This window comes from Escherichia sp. F1, from assembly GCF_046764225.1.
GTDB classification, from domain to species: Bacteria; Pseudomonadota; Gammaproteobacteria; order Enterobacterales; family Enterobacteriaceae; genus Escherichia; species Escherichia coli.
Genome location: NZ_CP177202.1, coordinates 3465746 through 3483664, shown reverse-complemented (window position 1 = coordinate 3483664; position 17919 = coordinate 3465746). Strand labels below are relative to the sequence as shown.

The 17919-nt window shown below is 55.5% G+C and carries 14 protein-coding genes; 10 read left to right on the top strand and 4 right to left on the bottom strand.

The genetic code is table 11. The annotated features are described in order from the left end of the window. The first annotated feature begins 2 nt into the window (after positions 1 to 2). The 3 genes from ybdZ to wzz(fepE) all read left to right on the top strand — a co-directional run bounded on the left by ybdZ (position 3) and on the right by wzz(fepE) (position 5447). The gene (gene ybdZ / locus ACK8NJ_RS16935) at positions 3 to 221 is read left to right on the top strand and encodes an enterobactin biosynthesis protein YbdZ (RefSeq protein ID WP_411961811.1); all 219 of its coding nucleotides are present in this window, start codon (positions 3 to 5) and stop codon (positions 219 to 221) included. Beyond that, on the top strand, positions 218 to 4099 hold the full coding sequence (gene entF, locus ACK8NJ_RS16930) for an enterobactin non-ribosomal peptide synthetase EntF (protein WP_411961810.1): 3882 nt from the start codon (positions 218 to 220) through the stop codon (positions 4097 to 4099). The genes ybdZ and entF overlap by 4 nt, the downstream gene beginning before the upstream one ends. Positions 4100 to 4313: 214 nt before the next feature. Beyond that, complete coding sequence (wzz(fepE), locus tag ACK8NJ_RS16925) at positions 4314 to 5447, top strand: LPS O-antigen length regulator Wzz(fepE) (RefSeq protein ID WP_156618948.1); 1134 nt, start codon at positions 4314 to 4316, stop codon at positions 5445 to 5447. Here wzz(fepE) and fepC read toward each other — a convergent pair. The 3 genes from fepC to fepD are packed head-to-tail and all read right to left on the bottom strand — an operon-like array spanning position 5444 to position 8249. Beyond that, on the bottom strand, positions 5444 to 6259 hold the full coding sequence (gene fepC / locus ACK8NJ_RS16920; RefSeq protein ID WP_000140647.1) for an iron-enterobactin ABC transporter ATP-binding protein: 816 nt from the start codon (positions 6257 to 6259) through the stop codon (positions 5444 to 5446). The genes wzz(fepE) and fepC overlap by 4 nt on opposite strands. Further along, a complete protein-coding gene (gene fepG, locus ACK8NJ_RS16915; protein WP_001577954.1) occupies positions 6256 to 7248 on the bottom strand; it encodes an iron-enterobactin ABC transporter permease in 993 nt (330 codons plus the stop codon). Before fepG ends, fepC begins: the two co-directional genes overlap by 4 nt. Beyond that, on the bottom strand, positions 7245 to 8249 hold the full coding sequence (gene fepD / locus ACK8NJ_RS16910) for a Fe(3+)-siderophore ABC transporter permease (protein ID WP_411961809.1): 1005 nt from the start codon (positions 8247 to 8249) through the stop codon (positions 7245 to 7247). Before fepD ends, fepG begins: the two co-directional genes overlap by 4 nt. 110 nt (positions 8250 to 8359) lie before the next feature. Between fepD and entS the strand changes: the two genes are divergently transcribed. After that, the gene (gene entS, locus ACK8NJ_RS16905) at positions 8360 to 9610 is read left to right on the top strand and encodes an enterobactin transporter EntS (RefSeq protein ID WP_001041789.1); all 1251 of its coding nucleotides are present in this window, start codon (positions 8360 to 8362) and stop codon (positions 9608 to 9610) included. Between the two features lie 3 nt (positions 9611 to 9613). Here the strand turns inward: entS and fepB are convergent, their stop codons facing one another. Beyond that, the gene (gene fepB, locus ACK8NJ_RS16900; protein ID WP_072648599.1) at positions 9614 to 10570 is read right to left on the bottom strand and encodes a Fe2+-enterobactin ABC transporter substrate-binding protein; all 957 of its coding nucleotides are present in this window, start codon (positions 10568 to 10570) and stop codon (positions 9614 to 9616) included. A 188-nt stretch (positions 10571 to 10758) separates the two neighbouring features. On the opposite strand from fepB, the gene entC reads away from it, so the two are divergent. From entC to cstA, 6 genes are all read left to right on the top strand, one after another. After that, the gene (gene entC, locus ACK8NJ_RS16895; protein ID WP_001351525.1) at positions 10759 to 11934 is read left to right on the top strand and encodes an isochorismate synthase EntC; all 1176 of its coding nucleotides are present in this window, start codon (positions 10759 to 10761) and stop codon (positions 11932 to 11934) included. A gap of 9 nt (positions 11935 to 11943) precedes the next feature. After that, on the top strand, positions 11944 to 13554 hold the full coding sequence (gene entE, locus ACK8NJ_RS16890) for a (2,3-dihydroxybenzoyl)adenylate synthase EntE (protein WP_411961808.1): 1611 nt from the start codon (positions 11944 to 11946) through the stop codon (positions 13552 to 13554). A 13-nt stretch (positions 13555 to 13567) separates the two neighbouring features. Then, positions 13568 to 14425 carry an enterobactin biosynthesis bifunctional isochorismatase/aryl carrier protein EntB gene (gene entB, locus ACK8NJ_RS16885; protein ID WP_001007147.1) on the top strand — a complete coding sequence of 286 codons (858 nt, stop codon included), beginning with the start codon at positions 13568 to 13570 and terminating at the stop codon, positions 14423 to 14425. Further along, the gene (entA, locus tag ACK8NJ_RS16880; protein ID WP_000347633.1) at positions 14425 to 15171 is read left to right on the top strand and encodes a 2,3-dihydro-2,3-dihydroxybenzoate dehydrogenase EntA; all 747 of its coding nucleotides are present in this window, start codon (positions 14425 to 14427) and stop codon (positions 15169 to 15171) included. The genes entB and entA overlap by 1 nt, the downstream gene beginning before the upstream one ends. Positions 15172 to 15173: 2 nt before the next feature. Beyond that, on the top strand, positions 15174 to 15587 hold the full coding sequence (gene entH / locus ACK8NJ_RS16875; RefSeq protein ID WP_000637953.1) for a proofreading thioesterase EntH: 414 nt from the start codon (positions 15174 to 15176) through the stop codon (positions 15585 to 15587). A gap of 180 nt (positions 15588 to 15767) precedes the next feature. Then, positions 15768 to 17873 (top strand): pyruvate/proton symporter CstA, encoded by a 2106-nt coding sequence (gene cstA, locus ACK8NJ_RS16870; RefSeq protein WP_001043146.1) that lies wholly within the window; start codon positions 15768 to 15770, stop codon positions 17871 to 17873. The last annotated feature ends 46 nt before the right edge of the window (positions 17874 to 17919 follow it).

The window sequence follows — 17919 nt, the reverse complement described above, 5'->3', positions numbered from 1 at the left end:
ATATGGCATTCAGTAATCCCTTCGATGATCCGCAGGTAGCGTTTTACATTTTGCGCAATGCGCAGGGGCAATTCAGTCTGTGGCCGCAACAATGCGCCTTACCGGCAGGCTGGGACGTTGTGTGTCAGCCGCAGTCACAGGCGTCCTGCCAGCAGTGGCTGGAAGCCCACTGGCGTACTCTGACACCGACGAATTTCACCCAGTTGCAGGAGGTGCAATGAGCCAGCATTTACCTTTGGTCGCCGCACAGCCCGGCATCTGGATGGCAGAAAAACTGTCGGATTTACCCTCCACCTGGAGCGTGGCGCATTACGTTGAGTTAACCGGAGAGGTTGATGCGCCATTACTGGCCCGCGCGGTGGTTGCCGGATTAGCGCAAGCAGATACGCTGCGGATGCGTTTTACGGAAGATAACGGCGAAGTCTGGCAGTGGGTCGATGATGCGCTGACGTTCGAACTGCCAGAAATTATCGATCTGCGTACCAACATTGATCCGCACGGTACTGCGCAGGCATTAATGCAGGCGGATTTACAGCAAAATCTACGTGCCGACAGCGGCAAACCGCTGGTCTTTCATCAGCTCATTCAGGTGGCAGATAACCGCTGGTATTGGTATCAGCGTTATCACCATTTGCTGGTCGATGGCTTCAGTTTCCCGGCCATTACCCGCCAGATCGCCAATATTTACTGCGCATGGCTGCGTGGCGAACCAACGCCTGCTTCGCCGTTTACGCCTTTCGCTGATGTCGTGGAAGAGTACCAGCAATACCGCGAAAGCGAAGCCTGGCAGCGTGATGCGGCATTCTGGGCGGAACAGCGTCGTCAACTGCCACCGCCCGCGTCACTTTCTCCGGCACCTTTACCGGGGCGCAGCGCTTCGGCAGATATTTTGCGCCTGAAACTGGAATTTACCGACGGGGAATTCCGCCAGCTGGCTACGCAACTTTCAGGTGTGCAGCGTACCGATTTAGCCCTTGCGCTGACTGCTTTGTGGCTGGGGCGATTGTGCAATCGCATGGACTACGCCGCCGGATTTATCTTTATGCGTCGACTGGGCTCGGCGGCGCTGACGGCTACCGGACCCGTGCTCAACGTTTTGCCGCTGGGTATTCATATTGAGGCGCAAGAAACGCTGCCGGAACTGGCAACCCGACTGGCAGCACAACTGAAAAAAATGCGTCGTCATCAACGTTACGATGCAGAACAAATTGTCCGTGACAGCGGGCGAGCGGCAGGAGAGGAACCGCTGTTCGGTCCGGTACTCAATATCAAGGTATTTGATTACCAACTGGATATTCCTGGTGTTCAGACGCAAACCCATACCCTGGCAACCGGTCCGGTTAATGACCTTGAACTGGCCCTGTTCCCGGATGAACACGGTGATTTGAGTATTGAGATCCTCGCCAATAAACAGCGTTACGATGAGCCAACGTTAATCCAGCATGCTGAACGCCTGAAAATGCTGATTGCCCAGTTCGCCGCGGATCCGGCGCTGTTGTGCGGCGATGTCGATATTATGCTGCCAGGTGAGTATGCGCAGCTGGCGCAGATCAACGCCACTCAGGTTGAGATTCCAGAAACCACGCTTAGCGCGCTGGTGGCAGAACAAGCGGCAAAAACGCCGCATGCTCCGGCGCTGGCAGATGCGCGTTACCAGTTCAGCTATCGGGAAATGCGCGAGCAGGTGGTGGCGCTGGCGAATCTGCTGCGTGAGCGCGGCGTTAAACCAGGGGACAGCGTGGCGGTGGCATTACCGCGCTCGGTCTTTTTGACCCTGGCGCTACATGCGATAGTTGAAGCTGGCGCGGCCTGGCTACCGCTGGATACCGGTTATCCGGACGATCGCCTGAAAATGATGCTGGAAGATGCGCGTCCGTCGCTGTTAATCACCACCGACGATCAACTGCCGCGCTTTGCCGATGTTCCAGATTTAACCCGCCTTTGCTATAACGCCCCGCTTACACCGCAGGGCAGTGCGCCGCTGAAACTTTCACAACCGCACCACACGGCTTATATCATCTTTACCTCTGGCTCTACCGGCAGGCCGAAAGGGGTAATGGTCGGGCAGACGGCTATCGTTAACCGCCTGCTTTGGATGCAAAACCACTACCCGCTTACAGGCGAAGATATCGTTGCCCAAAAAACGCCGTGCAGTTTTGATGTCTCGGTGTGGGAGTTTTTCTGGCCGTTTATTGCCGGGGCTAAACTGGTGATGGCTGAACCGGAAGCGCACCGCGACCCGCTCGCTATGCAGCAATTCTTTGCCGAATATGGCGTAACGACCACGCACTTTGTGCCGTCGATGCTGGCGGCATTTGTTGCATCGCTGACTCCGCAAACCGCTCGTCAGAATTGCGCGACGTTGAAACAGGTTTTCTGTAGTGGTGAGGCCTTACCCGCTGATTTATGCCGCGAATGGCAACAGTTAACCAGCGTGCCGTTGCATAATCTATATGGCCCGACGGAAGCGGCGGTAGATGTCAGCTGGTATCCGGCTTTTGGCGAGGAACTGGCAGAGGTGCGCGGCAGCAGTGTGCCGATTGGTTATCCGGTGTGGAATACGGGCCTGCGTATTCTTGATGCGATGATGCATCCGGTGCCGCCAGGTGTGGCGGGTGATCTCTATCTCACTGGCATACAACTGGCGCAGGGCTATCTCGGACGACCCGATCTGACCGCCAGCCGCTTTATTGCCGATCCTTTTGCCCCTGGCGAACGGATGTACCGTACCGGAGACGTTGCCCGCTGGCTGGATAACGGCGCGGTGGAGTACCTCGGGCGCAGTGACGATCAGCTAAAAATTCGCGGGCAGCGTATCGAACTGGGCGAAATCGATCGCGTGATGCAGGCGCTGCCGGACGTTGAACAGGCCGTGACCCACGCCTGCGTTATTAACCAGGCTGCCGCAACGGGAGGCGATGCGCGTCAGTTGGTTGGGTATCTGGTGTCGCAATCAGGCCTGCCGTTGGATACCACTGCATTGCAGGCGCAGTTGCGCGAAACATTGCCACCGCATATGGTGCCCGTGGTTCTGCTGCAACTTCCGCAGTTGCCGCTTAGCGCCAACGGCAAGCTGGATCGCAAAGCCTTACCGTTGCCTGAACTGAAGGCACAAGCGCCGGGGCGTGCGCCGAAAGCGGGCAGTGAAACGATTATCGCCGCGGCATTCTCGTCGTTGCTGGGTTGTGACGTGCAGGATGCCGATGCTGATTTCTTCGCGCTTGGCGGTCATTCGCTACTGGCAATGAAACTGGCTGCGCAGTTAAGTCGGCAGTTTACCCGCCAGGTGACGCCGGGGCAGGTGATGGTCGCGTCAACTGTCGCCAAACTGGCAACGATTATTGATGGTGAAGAAGACAGCTCCCGGCGCATGGGATTCGAAACCATTCTGCCGTTGCGTGAAGGTAATGGCCCGACGCTGTTTTGTTTCCATCCTGCGTCCGGTTTTGCCTGGCAGTTCAGCGTGCTCTCGCGTTATCTCGATCCACAATGGTCGATTATCGGCATTCAGTCGCCGCGCCCCAATGGCCCCATGCAGACCGCGGCAAATCTGGATGAAGTCTGCGAAGCGCATCTGGCAACGTTACTTGAGCATCAACCGCACGGCCCTTATTACCTGCTGGGTTATTCGCTGGGCGGTACGCTGGCGCAGGGTATTGCGGCGCGGCTGCGTGCCCGTGGCGAACAGGTGGCATTTCTTGGCTTGCTGGATACCTGGCCGCCAGAAACGCAAAACTGGCAGGAAAAAGAGGCTAATGGCCTGGACCCGGAAGTGCTGGCGGAGATTAACCGCGAGCGCGAGGCCTTCCTGGCGGCACAGCAGGGAAGTACTTCAACGGAGTTGTTTACCACCATTGAAGGCAACTACGCTGATGCTGTGCGCCTGCTGACGACTGCTCATAGTGTACCGTTTGACGGTAAAGCGACGCTATTTGTTGCCGAACGCACGCTTCAGGAAGGTATGAGTCCTGAACAGGCCTGGGCACCGTGGATTGCTGAGCTGGATATCTATCGTCAGGATTGTGCGCATGTGGATATTATCTCTCCGGTGGCGTTTGAAAAAATTGGGCCGATTATTCGTGCGACGCTAAACAGATAAATTGACATTATCTATAAACCCATAATTACAGGAAATAATTATGGGTTTTTTATTTGTTTGATTTATAGGTTTGATGAATATTTCTCTTAAATAGAGTGAATGTTGCATTCAGTGGAAGGAATTTACAAACTTCAGCTTCGGATAATTATCACCAACTGGTAAAGTGAGCGCCGTGGAGATTTCCCCTATTGGACTCATTTTCAGGTTATACCCCATGTCATCACTGAATATTAAACAGGGAAGTGACGCTCATTTTCCTGAGTATCCTCTGGCGTCGCCCAGTAATAATGAAATTGATTTACTTAATCTAATCGCAGTTTTATGGCGGGCCAAAAAAACGGTCATGGCGGTCATTTTTGCGTTTGCCTGCGCAGGCTTGCTGATCTCTTTCATCCTGCCGCAAAAATGGACCAGCGCGGCGGTTGTCACGCCTCCAGAACCTGTTCAGTGGCAAGAGCTGGAGAAAACATTCACTAAGCTTCGAGTGCTGGATCTGGATATCAAAATTGATCGTACAGAAGCATTTAACCTGTTTATCAAGAAGTTTCAGTCGGTTAGCTTGCTGGAAGAGTACCTGCGCTCAACACCTTATGTGATGGACCAATTAAAAGAGGCGAAAATCGACGAACTGGATTTGCATCGCGCAATTGTCGCATTGAGCGAAAAAATGAAAGCGGTTGATGACAATGCCAGTAAGAAAAAAGATGAACCGTCACTTTATACCTCCTGGACGCTAAGTTTTACCGCGCCAACCAATGAAGAGGCGCAAACCGTTTTGAGCGGGTATATCGATTATATCTCTGCTCTGGTGGTGAAAGAGTCGATAGAAAATGAGCGCAATAGACTGGAGCTTAAAACCCAGTTTGAAAAAGAAAAACTGGCTCAGGACCGCATTAAAATGAAAAATCAACTTGATGCAAACATTCAGCGCCTCAATTATTCACTCGACATTGCCAACGCGGCAGGAATTAAAAAGCCCGTTTACAGTAATGGTCAGGCCGTTAAAGATGACCCCGATTTCTCTATTTCTCTCGGCGCAGACGGTATTGAACGCAAACTGGAAATTGAAAAAGCGGTTACTGACGTTGCGGAACTGAACGGTGAATTACGTAATCGTCAGTATCTTGTTGAGCAGTTAACAAAAGCAAATATCAACGATGTGAATTTTACGCCGTTTAAATATCAGTTAAGCCCGTCATTGCCAGTGAAAAAAGACGGTCCGGGTAAGGCGATTATTGTGATCCTTTCTGCGATGATCGGCGGGATGGTGGCTTGTGGTGGCGTGCTGTTGCGCTATGCGATGGCATCCAGAAAACAGGATGCCATGATAGCAGACCACTTAGTTTAACTATTTGCGGTTGAAGGTGCCGTTCGTCCGAGCGGCACCACGAGCGGCGTTCCGGCAACCGGGTCGTCAATAATCATGCAGCGCAGACCATAAATGCGCTCGATCAATTCAGCAGTGACAATCTCTTTCGGCGCTCCCTGAGCAACAATTTTCCCTTCCCGCAATGCAATCAAATGGCTGGCGTAACGACAGGCCTGATTAAGATCGTGCAGCACCGCCGCCAGGGTATAGCCTTTCTCGCGGTTCAGTTCGCTTAACAGTTCCAGCAAATCAATCTGATGACTGATATCCAGCCAGGTCGTTGGTTCATCGAGCAGCATAATTGCCGTTTCCTGGGCCAGCACCATTGCTATCCACGCTCGCTGGCGTTGTCCGCCAGAAAGGGTATCCACGCTTTGATCTGCCAGATGAGTGATTCCCGTGGCCTGCATCGCTTTCGTTACCGCTTCTTCATCCTCTTTGCGCCAGCGGGTAAACAGCGGTTGATGCGGGTAACGTCCACGCGCCACCAGCTCCTGCACGGTGATATCGCCCGGCGTGGTAGCATTTTGCGCCAACAGGCCAATCCGGCGTGCAACCTCTTTACTGGCGTAATGTTGAATGTGCTCACCATCCAGCCAGACATGCCCGTGAGCAGGCGTCATCAGGCGGCTTAAAGTACGCAGTAACGTGGATTTACCGCAGCCATTTGGCCCGATAATTGCCGTGAAGTGACCATCAGGAATTTCTACAGTCAGATTTTCCGCAACGGTATATTTGCCATATCCGAGGGTTAACTGTTCGCCACGCAAACGGGCTACTGATTCGGTCATTTTTTGCGAGACTCCTGAATTAACAAGACGATAAGGTAAATACCACCGAGGCTGACGGTAACGACGCCAACCGGAAGTTGATACGGCATAAACAGTTGTTGGGCGCAGAGATCGGCCGCCAGCAGTAACAACGCCCCGCACAGCGCCGCCTGGGTCAGCCCCCAGCGAGCGGTGCCGCTAATGCGCCGGGCAATGTGTGGCGCGACTAAAGCAATAAAGGAAATCGGCCCCGCCAGGGCAGTGGCAGCTGCGGTAAGCACTACGGCTACCAGCATCATTAACAGCCGCGAACGTTCGACGCTGACGCCCAGCGCACACGCGGTATCATCGCCCATTTCCAGCAAGCGCATCCGGCGTACCAGTAAGGCGGCGGCAATGAGCATCAATATAATGATGGGTGCGGAAGGCGAGGTTTTTGCCCACGTCAGGCCGTTGAGCGATCCGGCATTCCACAAACCTGCTGTTAGCGCCGTTTCTAAAGACGCTTTCAGCAAAAGCCAGGTATTAAAGGCCACCAGCATGGCGCGAACGCCGATGCCGATAATAATCAACCGAAAGGTGTCGATGCCGTTACGCCAGGCGAGCAGCCAGACCAGCAGCGAGGTGACAATGCCGCCCACCATTGCTGCCAGGGCGATAGCCGTCAGGTCCTGACCAAACAGCACCATCGCCACCAGCACGCCGCTCCACGCCCCGGTGTTAAAGCCCATTACGTCAGGGCTGCCGAGCGGGTTACGCATCAGCGACTGAAAAATCGCGCCGCTGACGCCCAGCGCCGCGCCAATTAACAGCGCCATCAGCACGCGTGGTAAACGCCATTCGGTGACCACCATCGTCATACTGCGCGGCGCATCGCCCATCAGCGCGGCGAATATCTGCGAGGTTTCCAGCGTGACGGTACCGCTGCGTAATCCCCAGATACCTGCAACCACACAGGCGGTAATTAGCAGCAAACAGGTGATGATTAATCGGCGAGAGACGTAAATCATGCGCCACCTCGCGTTTTACGTCGCACGAGGAAGATCAGCACCGGTGCGCCAATAAAGGCACTGACCACAGAAACGCGCAACTCGCCGGGCACAATCACCCGCCCGATGATATCGGCAAACAGCAGCAGGGCAGGGGTGGCAAGTAGCGTGACGGGCAGCGACCAGCGATGATCGGCACCTACCAGCCAGCGCGCCATGTGCGGCATCATCAGGCCAATAAAGGCAATCGGGCCAACTACCGCCGTTGCACTACCGCAAAGCACGGTAATCGCCAGCAGACCAATCAACTGTGTGCGCGCCACGCGACTGCCCAGCGCCGTCGCGGTGTCACTGCCAAGGCTTAAACTGTTCAGTGCGCGGCTCAGTAATAGCGCGGTTACTCCGGCGATCAGCACCGGGATCAGCACTACTTTTAAGGTGTGTAAATTACGAATATCCAGCGAACCGGCTTGCCAGAAACGCAACTGATCGTAGACGTCAGGATTAAGCAGGGCGATGCCGCTGGTCAGCCCTTCCAGCACCGCCGCCAGCGCCACGCCCGCCAGGGTTAAACGCACCGGACTTAACTGCCCGCCGCCCTGGCTGCCGGTAAAGGCAACAATCAACGAGGCCACCAGCGCCCCGGCGAAGGCCATCGACAGTTGTTCCTGCGCGGATGAGTAACCAAACAGCGCCGCACCCAGCACAATGGCAAAGCTGGCTCCGGCGTTTACGCCAAGCAAGCCGGGGTCGGCAAGTGGGTTTCGGGTGAGGGTTTGCATTAACGCCCCGGCAAGCCCAAGCGCGCCGCCTGCCAGTAAACCGGCAAGGGTGCGCGGCAGTCGCGCGTCGAGCACGATGGTGCAGTCGGCGCTCTGGCAGGTGCCGGAGAAGGCCTCCAGCACTACGGAAGCGGGGAGTGATTTTGCCCCAATGAGCAGGCTTAATGCCGTCGCGATAATCAGTAATAACAGCAATCCGGGCACGGCAATGGCGCGTGTCACGGCAACAGAACCAGACATACGAACTTCCATGATAATGAAATTAATTATCGTTATCGATCTTATTTGGATATGTTAGCATGTGCAGCCTAAGAATAGGTATTTAAAATATTTGATGGCAAGGTATTGTAATGAATAAACAATCCTGGCTGCTTAACCTCAGCCTGTTGAAAACGCACCCGGCGTTTCGCGCAGTATTCCTCGCTCGTTTTATCTCAATTGTGTCTCTGGGTTTACTCGGCGTCGCGGTACCGGTGCAGATCCAGATGATGACGCATTCTACCTGGCAGGTGGGGCTTTCGGTGACGCTGACCGGCGGCGCGATGTTTGTTGGCCTGATGGTCGGCGGTGTGCTGGCGGATCGCTATGAACGCAAAAAAGTGATTTTGCTGGCGCGCGGCACCTGTGGCATTGGCTTCATTGGACTGTGCCTTAATGCACTGCTGCCGGAGCCGTCATTGTTGGCAATCTATTTACTTGGTTTATGGGATGGTTTTTTCGCATCACTTGGCGTTACGGCGCTACTGGCGGCGACACCTGCACTGGTAGGGCGTGAAAACTTAATGCAGGCCGGGGCGATCACCATGTTGACCGTGCGCCTGGGGTCGGTGATTTCGCCCATGATTGGCGGTTTATTGCTGGCGACCGGCGGCGTAGCCTGGAACTACGGGCTGGCGGCGGCGGGCACGTTTATTACCTTGCTGCCGTTATTAAGCCTTCCGGCGTTGCCACCGCCACCGCAGCCGCGTGAGCATCCGTTGAAATCATTACTGGCAGGATTTCGTTTTCTGCTCGCCAGCCCGCTGGTGGGAGGGATTGCGCTGCTGGGTGGTTTATTGACGATGGCGAGCGCGGTGCGGGTACTGTATCCGGCGCTGGCTGACAACTGGCAGATGTCGGCGGCACAGATTGGTTTTCTCTATGCGGCGATCCCGCTCGGCGCGGCTATTGGCGCGTTAACCAGCGGGAAGCTGGCACATAGCGCGCGACCAGGGTTATTGATGCTGCTCTCCACGCTGGGATCGTTCCTCGCCATTGGGCTGTTTGGCCTGATGCCGATGTGGATTTTAGGCGTGGTTTGTCTGGCGCTGTTCGGCTGGCTGAGCGCGGTTAGTTCGTTGCTGCAATACACAATGCTGCAAACGCAAACCCCGGAAGCGATGTTAGGGCGGATTAACGGTTTGTGGACGGCGCAAAACGTGACGGGCGATGCCATAGGCGCGGCGCTGTTAGGCGGTCTGGGAGCGATGATGACACCGGTTGCTTCCGCAAGCGCGAGCGGTTTTGGTTTGTTGATTATCGGCGTGTTGTTGTTGCTGGTGCTGGTGGAGTTGCGGCGTTTTCGCCAGACGCCGCCGCAGGTGACAGCGTCCGACAGTTAATGCTTAAAACAGCGCCTTAAGCCGTTCCAGCACTTGCATGGCGCTGTAGTAATCCAGACGGAACGTCTCGGTTCCCAGCGCATAAACCTGCTTGTTTTGTACTGCAGGCAGATGCGCGAGCAGCGGATTAGCATAAATCGCATCGGCATCTTTCTGATCACCGGCGAACAGGAATAGTGACTCGCCATTTAACCCTGCAGCCAGATTTTCTCCACCAAGCTGAATGATGTCATGGCGTTTGCCCTGGCTTTGGCTGGCGTTTAACCCTGCTGGCAACTTCGCCAGCGTAAAGCCGAGTTGTTCCAGCATCTGCCCTTGTGCTGATTCAGGCGTCCAGAGATTGGCACTGTGTGCAGCGGCGGTATAGACAATGGCCGTGACCGGCTGCGGAGGTAATTTGATTTGCTCTTTCGCCGCCGCCAGTTGCTTATCAAACTGCGCAATCCGCTCTGCCGCTTGTTTCTCATGCCCGGTAATTTCGCCAAGTTGCGTTAACAGCGACTGCCAGCTTTTGTCGTCGTAATTGATGATTAATGTCGGGGCGATGGTGGAAAGCTGATCGTACAGCGCCAGCGCCGAATCGCCGCCGGTTGCGCTGATTAAAATCAGATCCGGCATTTGCGCGGCCACCGCTTCGGCGCTCGGTTCGCCGATATAGAGCCGTTGCAGTTTGCGTTCTTTCGCCACCTTGCTCCACTGGCGTAAAAAGCCCTGGTCATCCGCGACGCGGTTATTTGGCGTGGTCGCGCCGCTGGCAATCACCGGAGCATCAATCGCCAGCAGTGAGCCGGTCAGGGTGACGCTGGTGGAAACAATACGCTGCGGCTGGCTTTCCAGGGTATGAGTGCCCCGGCTGTCAGTAATCTGACGCGGCCAGTCGGCGGCCTGAACTGCGACTATTCCTGAAAGCAAAAGTCCTGTTAATAGAAGGGCGTTGCGGTAGAGCGAGGCGAGTCTCACAAATCAGCTTCCTGTTATTAATGAAGTTAATGCTTCTCATTTTCATTGTAACCACAACCAGATGCAACCCCGAGTTGCAGATTGCGTTACCTCAAGAGTTGACATAGTGCGCGTTTGCTTTTAGGTTAGCGACCGAAAATATAAATGATAATCATTATTAAAGCCTTTATCATTTTGTGGAGGATGATATGGATACGTCACTGGCTGAGGAAGTACAGCAGACCATGGCAACACTTGCGCCCAATCGCTTTTTCTTTATGTCGCCGTACCGCAGTTTTACGACGTCAGGATGTTTCGCCCGCTTCGATGAACCCGCTGTGAACGGGGATTCACCCGACAGTCCCTTCCAGCAAAAACTCGCCGCGCTGTTTGCCGATGCCAAAGCGCAGGGCATCAAAAATCCGGTGATGGTCGGGGCGATTCCCTTCGATCCACGTCAGCCTTCGTCGCTGTATATTCCTGAATCCTGGCAGTCGTTCTCCCGTCAGGAAAAACAAGCTTCCGCCCGCCGTTTCACCCGCAGCCAGTCGCTGAATGTGGTGGAACGCCAGGCAATTCCGCAACAAACCACGTTTGAACAGATGGTTGCCCGCGCTGCCGCACTTACCGCCACGCCGCAGGTCGACAAAGTGGTGTTGTCACGGTTGATTGATATCACCACTGACGCCGCCATTGATAGTGGCGTATTGCTGGAACGGTTGATTGCGCAAAACCCGGTTAGTTACAACTTCCATGTGCCGTTGGCTGATGGTGGCGTTCTGCTGGGGGCCAGCCCGGAACTGCTGCTGCGTAAAGACGGCGAGCGTTTTAGCTCCATTCCGTTAGCTGGTTCCGCGCGTCGTCAGCCGGATGAAGTGCTCGATCGCGAAGCGGGTAATCGTCTGCTGGCGTCAGAAAAAGATCGCCATGAACATGAACTGGTGACTCAGGCGATGAAAGAGGTATTGCGCGAACGAAGTAGTGAGTTACACGTTCCTTCTTCTCCACAACTAATCACCACGCCGACGCTGTGGCATCTCGCAACTCCCTTTGAAGGTAAAGCGAATTCGCAAGAAAACGCACTGACTCTGGCCTGTCTGCTGCATCCGACCCCCGCGCTGAGCGGTTTCCCGCATCAGGCCGCGACTCAGGTTATTGCTGAACTGGAGCCGTTCGACCGCGAACTGTTTGGCGGCATTGTGGGTTGGTGTGACAGCGAAGGTAACGGTGAATGGGTGGTGACCATCCGCTGCGCGAAGCTGCGGGAAAATCAGGTGCGCCTGTTTGCCGGAGCGGGGATTGTGCCTGCGTCGTCACCGTTGGGTGAGTGGCGCGAAACAGGCGTCAAACTTTCTACCATGTTGAACGTTTTTGGATTGCATTAAGGAGCGAGGATGAGCATTCCATTCACCCGCTGGCCGGAAGAGTTTGCCCGTCGCTATCGGGAAAAAGGCTACTGGCAGGATTTGCCGCTGACCGACATTCTGACCCGTCATGCCGCAAGCGACAGCATCGCGGTTATCGACGGCGAGCGGCAGTTGAGTTACCGGGAGCTGAATCAGGCGGCGGATAACCTCGCCTGTAGTTTGCGCCGTCAGGGCATTAAACCTGGTGAAACCGCGCTGGTACAACTGGGTAACGTCGCTGAACTTTACATTACCTTTTTCGCGCTGCTGAAGCTGGGCGTTGCGCCGGTGCTGGCGCTGTTCAGCCATCAGCGTAGTGAACTGAACGCTTATGCCAGCCAGATTGAACCGGCGTTACTGATTGCCGATCGCCAGCATGCGCTATTTAGCGGGGATGATTTCCTCAACACATTTGTTGCAGAGCATTCTTCCATTCGCGTGGTGCAGCTGCTCAACGACAGCGGTGAGCATAACTTGCAGGATGCGATTAACCATCCGGCTGAGGATTTTACTGCCACGCCGTCACCAGCTGATGAAGTGGCCTATTTCCAGCTTTCCGGCGGCACCACCGGCACACCGAAACTGATCCCGCGCACTCATAACGACTACTGCTACAGCGTGCGTCGTAGCGTCGAGATTTGTCAGTTCACACAACAGACGCGCTACCTGTGCGCGATCCCGGCGGCTCATAACTACGCCATGAGTTCGCCAGGATCGCTGGGCGTCTTTCTTGCCGGAGGAACGGTTGTTCTGGCGGCCGATCCCAGCGCCACGCTTTGCTTCCCGTTGATTGCAAAACATCAGGTTAACGTTACCGCGCTGGTGCCGCCGGCAGTCAGCCTGTGGTTGCAGGCGCTGACCGAAGGCGAAAGCCGGGCGCAGCTTGCCTCGCTGAAACTGTTACAGGTCGGCGGCGCACGTCTTTCTGCCACCCTTGCAGCGCGTATTCCCGCTGAGATTGGCTGTCAGTTGCAGCAGGTGTTTGGCATGGCGGAAGGGCTGGTGAACTACACCCGACTTGATGATAGCGCGGAGAAAATTATCCATACCCAGGGTTACCCAATGTGCCCGGACGATGAAGTGTGGGTTGCCGATGCTGAAGGAAATCCACTGCCGCAAGGAGAAGTTGGACGCCTGATGACGCGCGGTCCGTACACCTTCCGCGGCTATTACAAAAGCCCGCAGCACAATGCCAGCGCCTTTGATGCCAACGGTTTTTACTGTTCCGGCGATCTGATCTCTATTGATCCAGAGGGTTACATCACCGTGCAGGGGCGCGAGAAAGATCAGATTAACCGTGGCGGCGAGAAGATCGCTGCCGAAGAGATCGAAAACCTGCTGCTGCGCCATCCGGCGGTGATCTACGCCGCACTGGTGAGCATGGAAGATGAGCTGATGGGCGAAAAAAGCTGCGCTTATCTGGTGGTAAAAGAACCGCTGCGCGCGGTGCAGGTGCGTCGTTTCCTGCGTGAACAGGGTATTGCCGAATTTAAATTACCGGATCGCGTGGAGTGTGTAGATTCACTTCCGCTGACGGCGGTCGGGAAAGTCGATAAAAAACAATTACGTCAGTGGCTGGCGTCACGCGCATCAGCCTGAAGGAGAGAACACGATGGCTATTCCAAAATTACAGGCTTACGCACTGCCGGAGTCTCACGATATTCCGCAGAATAAAGTCGACTGGGCCTTTGAACCGCAACGTGCCGCGTTGTTAATCCATGATATGCAGGACTATTTTGTCAGCTTCTGGGGCGAGAACTGCCCGATGATGGAGCAGGTGATCGCGAATATTGCGGCACTACGCGACTACTGCAAACAGCACAATATCCCGGTTTATTACACCGCCCAGCCGAAAGAGCAGAGCGATGAAGATCGGGCGCTGTTGAATGATATGTGGGGGCCTGGCCTGACCCGTTCGCCGGAACAGCAAAAGGTGGTGGATAGCCTCACGCCAGATGCCGACGACACGGTGCTGGTGAAGTGGCGCTACAGCGCGTTTCATCGTTCCCCGCTGGAGCAAATGCTGAAAGAGAGTGGACGTAACCAGCTGATTATTACCGGGGTATATGCCCACATTGGCTGTATGACCACCGCAACCGACGCATTTATGCGCGATATTAAACCGTTTATGGTGGCGGATGCGCTGGCCGATTTCAGCCGTGACGAGCATTTGATGTCGCTGAAATATGTGGCCGGACGGTCTGGCCGGGTGGTGATGACCGAAGAATTGCTGCCAGCACCTATCCCCGCCAGCAAAGCGGCGCTGCGTGAGGTGATCCTGCCGTTGCTGGACGAGTCCGATGAACCGTTCGATGACGACAACCTGATCGACTACGGTCTGGATTCGGTGCGGATGATGGCGCTGGCGGCGCGCTGGCGCAAAGTGCATGGCGATATCGACTTTGTCATGCTGGCGAAAAACCCGACCATCGACGCCTGGTGGAAGCTACTTTCCCGCGAGGTGAAATAATGGATTTCAGCGGTAAAAATGTCTGGGTAACTGGCGCAGGGAAAGGTATCGGCTACGCCACGGCGCTGGCGTTTGTTGAAGCGGGAGCGAAAGTTACCGGTTTTGATCAAGCGTTCGCGCAGGAGCAATATCCCTTTGCGACCGAAGTGATGGATGTTGCCGATGCTGCGCAGGTGGCGCAGGTATGTCAGCGACTGTTAGCTGAAACGGAGCGACTGGACGTGCTGGTCAATGCGGCGGGAATTTTGCGCATGGGCGCGACCGATCAGCTCAGTAAGGAGGACTGGCAGCAGACTTTTGCGGTCAATGTCGGCGGTGCGTTTAACCTGTTCCAGCAGACCATGAACCAGTTTCGCCGTCAGCGGGGCGGGGCGATTGTTACTGTTGCGTCCGACGCCGCACACACGCCGCGCATTGGTATGAGTGCTTATGGCGCGTCGAAAGCGGCGCTGAAAAGCCTGGCGTTGAGCGTTGGGCTGGAACTGGCGGGTAGCGGCGTGCGCTGTAATGTGGTTTCGCCAGGCTCCACCGACACCGATATGCAACGCACGCTGTGGGTGAGCGATGACGCCGAAGAGCAGCGTATTCGCGGCTTTGGCGAGCAGTTTAAACTCGGCATTCCGCTGGGGAAAATCGCCCGTCCACAGGAGATCGCCAATACGATTTTGTTCCTCGCCTCTGATCTCGCCAGCCATATCACCCTACAGGATATTGTGGTCGATGGCGGCTCGACGCTGGGGGCATAAGCATGATCTGGAAACGCCATTTAACGCTCGACGAGCTGAACGCCACCAGCGATAACACAATGGTGGCGCATCTGGGAATTGTGTATACCCGTCTGGGCGATGATGTGCTGGAAGCCGAAATGCCGGTTGATACCCGTACTCATCAGCCGTTTGGCCTGCTGCATGGCGGCGCGTCGGCGGCGCTGGCGGAAACGCTGGGATCGATGGCCGGATTTATGATGACCCGCGACGGACAGTGTGTGGTGGGCACGGAACTTAACGCCACCCATCATCGCCCGGTGTCTGAAGGCAAGGTACGTGGCGTCTGCCAGCCGCTGCATCTTGGGCGGCAAAATCAGAGTTGGGAAATTGTTGTTTTCGATGAACAGGGGCGGCGTTGCTGCACTTGTCGGCTGGGTACGGCAGTTTTGGGATGAGCCCGACAGAATTAAATGAGATTGCAGGAAAACTCGGTTAACGGAGTGATCGAGTTAACATTGTTAAGTTAAATATTGTTTTCAACTCCGATTTACATGGTTGCTGTGTTGTTAAATTGTACAAAGATGTTATAGAAACAAAATGTAACATCTCTATGGACACGCACACGGATAACAACTATGAACAAATCAGGGAAATACCTCGTCTGGACAGTGCTCTCTGTAATGGGAGCATTTGCTCTGGGATACATTGCTTTAAATCGTGGGGAACAGATCAACGCGCTGTGGATTGTGGTGGCGTCGGTCTGTATCTATCTGATCGCTTACCGTTTTTATGGCCTGTATATCGCCAAAAATGTGCTGGCGGTTGACCCGACGCGTATGACGCCAGCGGTGCGCCATAACGACGGGCTGGACTATGTGCCGACGGACAAGAAAGTGCTGTTCGGTCACCATTTTGCGGCCATTGCCGGAGCAGGGCCGCTGGTGGGGCCGGTGCTGGCAGCGCAAATGGGCTACCTGCCGGGGATGATCTGGCTGCTCGCCGGGGTGGTTCTCGCCGGTGCGGTGCAGGATTTCATGGTGCTGTTTGTTTCTACGCGCCGTGACGGTCGCTCGCTGGGTGAGCTGGTCAAAGAAGAGATGGGGCCAACCGCCGGGGTGATCGCGCTGGTGGCCTGCTTTATGATCATGGTCATTATCCTTGCCGTGCTGGCGATGATCGTGGTGAAAGCCCTGACCCATAGCCCGTGGGGAACGTATACCGTTGCGTTCACCATTCCGCTGGCGCTGTTCATGGGGATCTACCTGCGCTATCTGCGTCCAGGGCGTATTGGCGAAGTGTCGGTGATTGGCCTGGTGTTCCTGATTTTCGCCATTATCTCTGGCGGCTGGGTGGCAGAAAGTCCGACCTGGGCACCGTACTTTGACTTTACCGGCGTGCAGCTGACCTGGATGCTGGTGGGTTACGGTTTTGTGGCGGCGGTGCTGCCGGTGTGGCTGCTGCTGGCTCCGCGTGACTACCTCTCAACCTTCCTGAAAATCGGGACTATCGTCGGTCTGGCGGTAGGCATTCTGATCATGCGCCCGACGCTGACCATGCCTGCGCTGACCAAATTTGTTGATGGCACTGGCCCGGTATGGACCGGTAACCTGTTCCCGTTCCTGTTTATCACCATCGCTTGTGGCGCGGTGTCTGGCTTCCATGCGCTGATCTCTTCCGGTACCACGCCGAAGATGCTGGCGAACGAAGGGCAGGCGTGTTTTATCGGCTACGGCGGGATGTTAATGGAATCCTTCGTGGCGATTATGGCGCTGGTTTCCGCCTGTATCATTGATCCAGGTGTGTACTTCGCTATGAACAGCCCGATGGCGGTGCTGGCTCCGGCAGGGACGGCGGATGTGGTCGCTTCTGCCGCGCAGGTGGTGAGTAGCTGGGGCTTTGCGATTACTCCGGATACGCTCAACCAGATTGCCAGCGAAGTGGGTGAACAGTCGATCATTTCCCGTGCGGGCGGTGCGCCGACCCTGGCGGTGGGGATGGCCTACATTCTGCACGGTGCGCTGGGCGGCATGATGGATGTGGCGTTCTGGTATCACTTCGCCATTCTGTTTGAAGCACTGTTTATTCTGACGGCGGTGGATGCGGGTACGCGTGCTGCGCGCTTTATGTTGCAGGATCTGCTGGGCGTGGTGTCTCCGGGCCTGAAACGGACCGATTCACTGCCTGCTAACCTGCTGGCAACGGCGCTGTGCGTACTGGCGTGGGGCTACTTCCTGCATCAGGGGGTGGTCGATCCGCTGGGCGGTATTAACACTCTGTGGCCGCTGTTTGGTATTGCCAACCAGATGCTGGCAGGGATGGCGCTGATGCTCTGTGCCGTAGTGTTGTTCAAAATGAAACGTCAACGTTACGCCTGGGTGGCGCTGGTACCAACGGCCTGGCTGCTGATTTGTACCCTGACCGCAGGCTGGCAGAAAGCGTTTAGCCCGGATGCGAAAGTCGGCTTCCTGGCCATTGCTAATAAGTTTCAGGCAATGATCGACAGCGGCAATATTCCGTCGCAGTATACTGAGTCACAGCTGGCGCAACTGGTGTTCAACAACCGTCTGGATGCCGGGTTAACCATCTTCTTTATGGTGGTCGTGGTGGTTCTGGCACTGTTCTCGATTAAGACGGCACTTGCGGCATTGAAAGAGCCGAAGCCAACGGCGAAAGAAACGCCATATGAGCCGATGCCGGAAAATGTCGAGGAGATCGTGGCGCAGGCGAAAGGCGCGCACTAAAGTCAGAGTGAGGGGGGATGTGCTGAGCGTTCCCCTTACTCTCAGC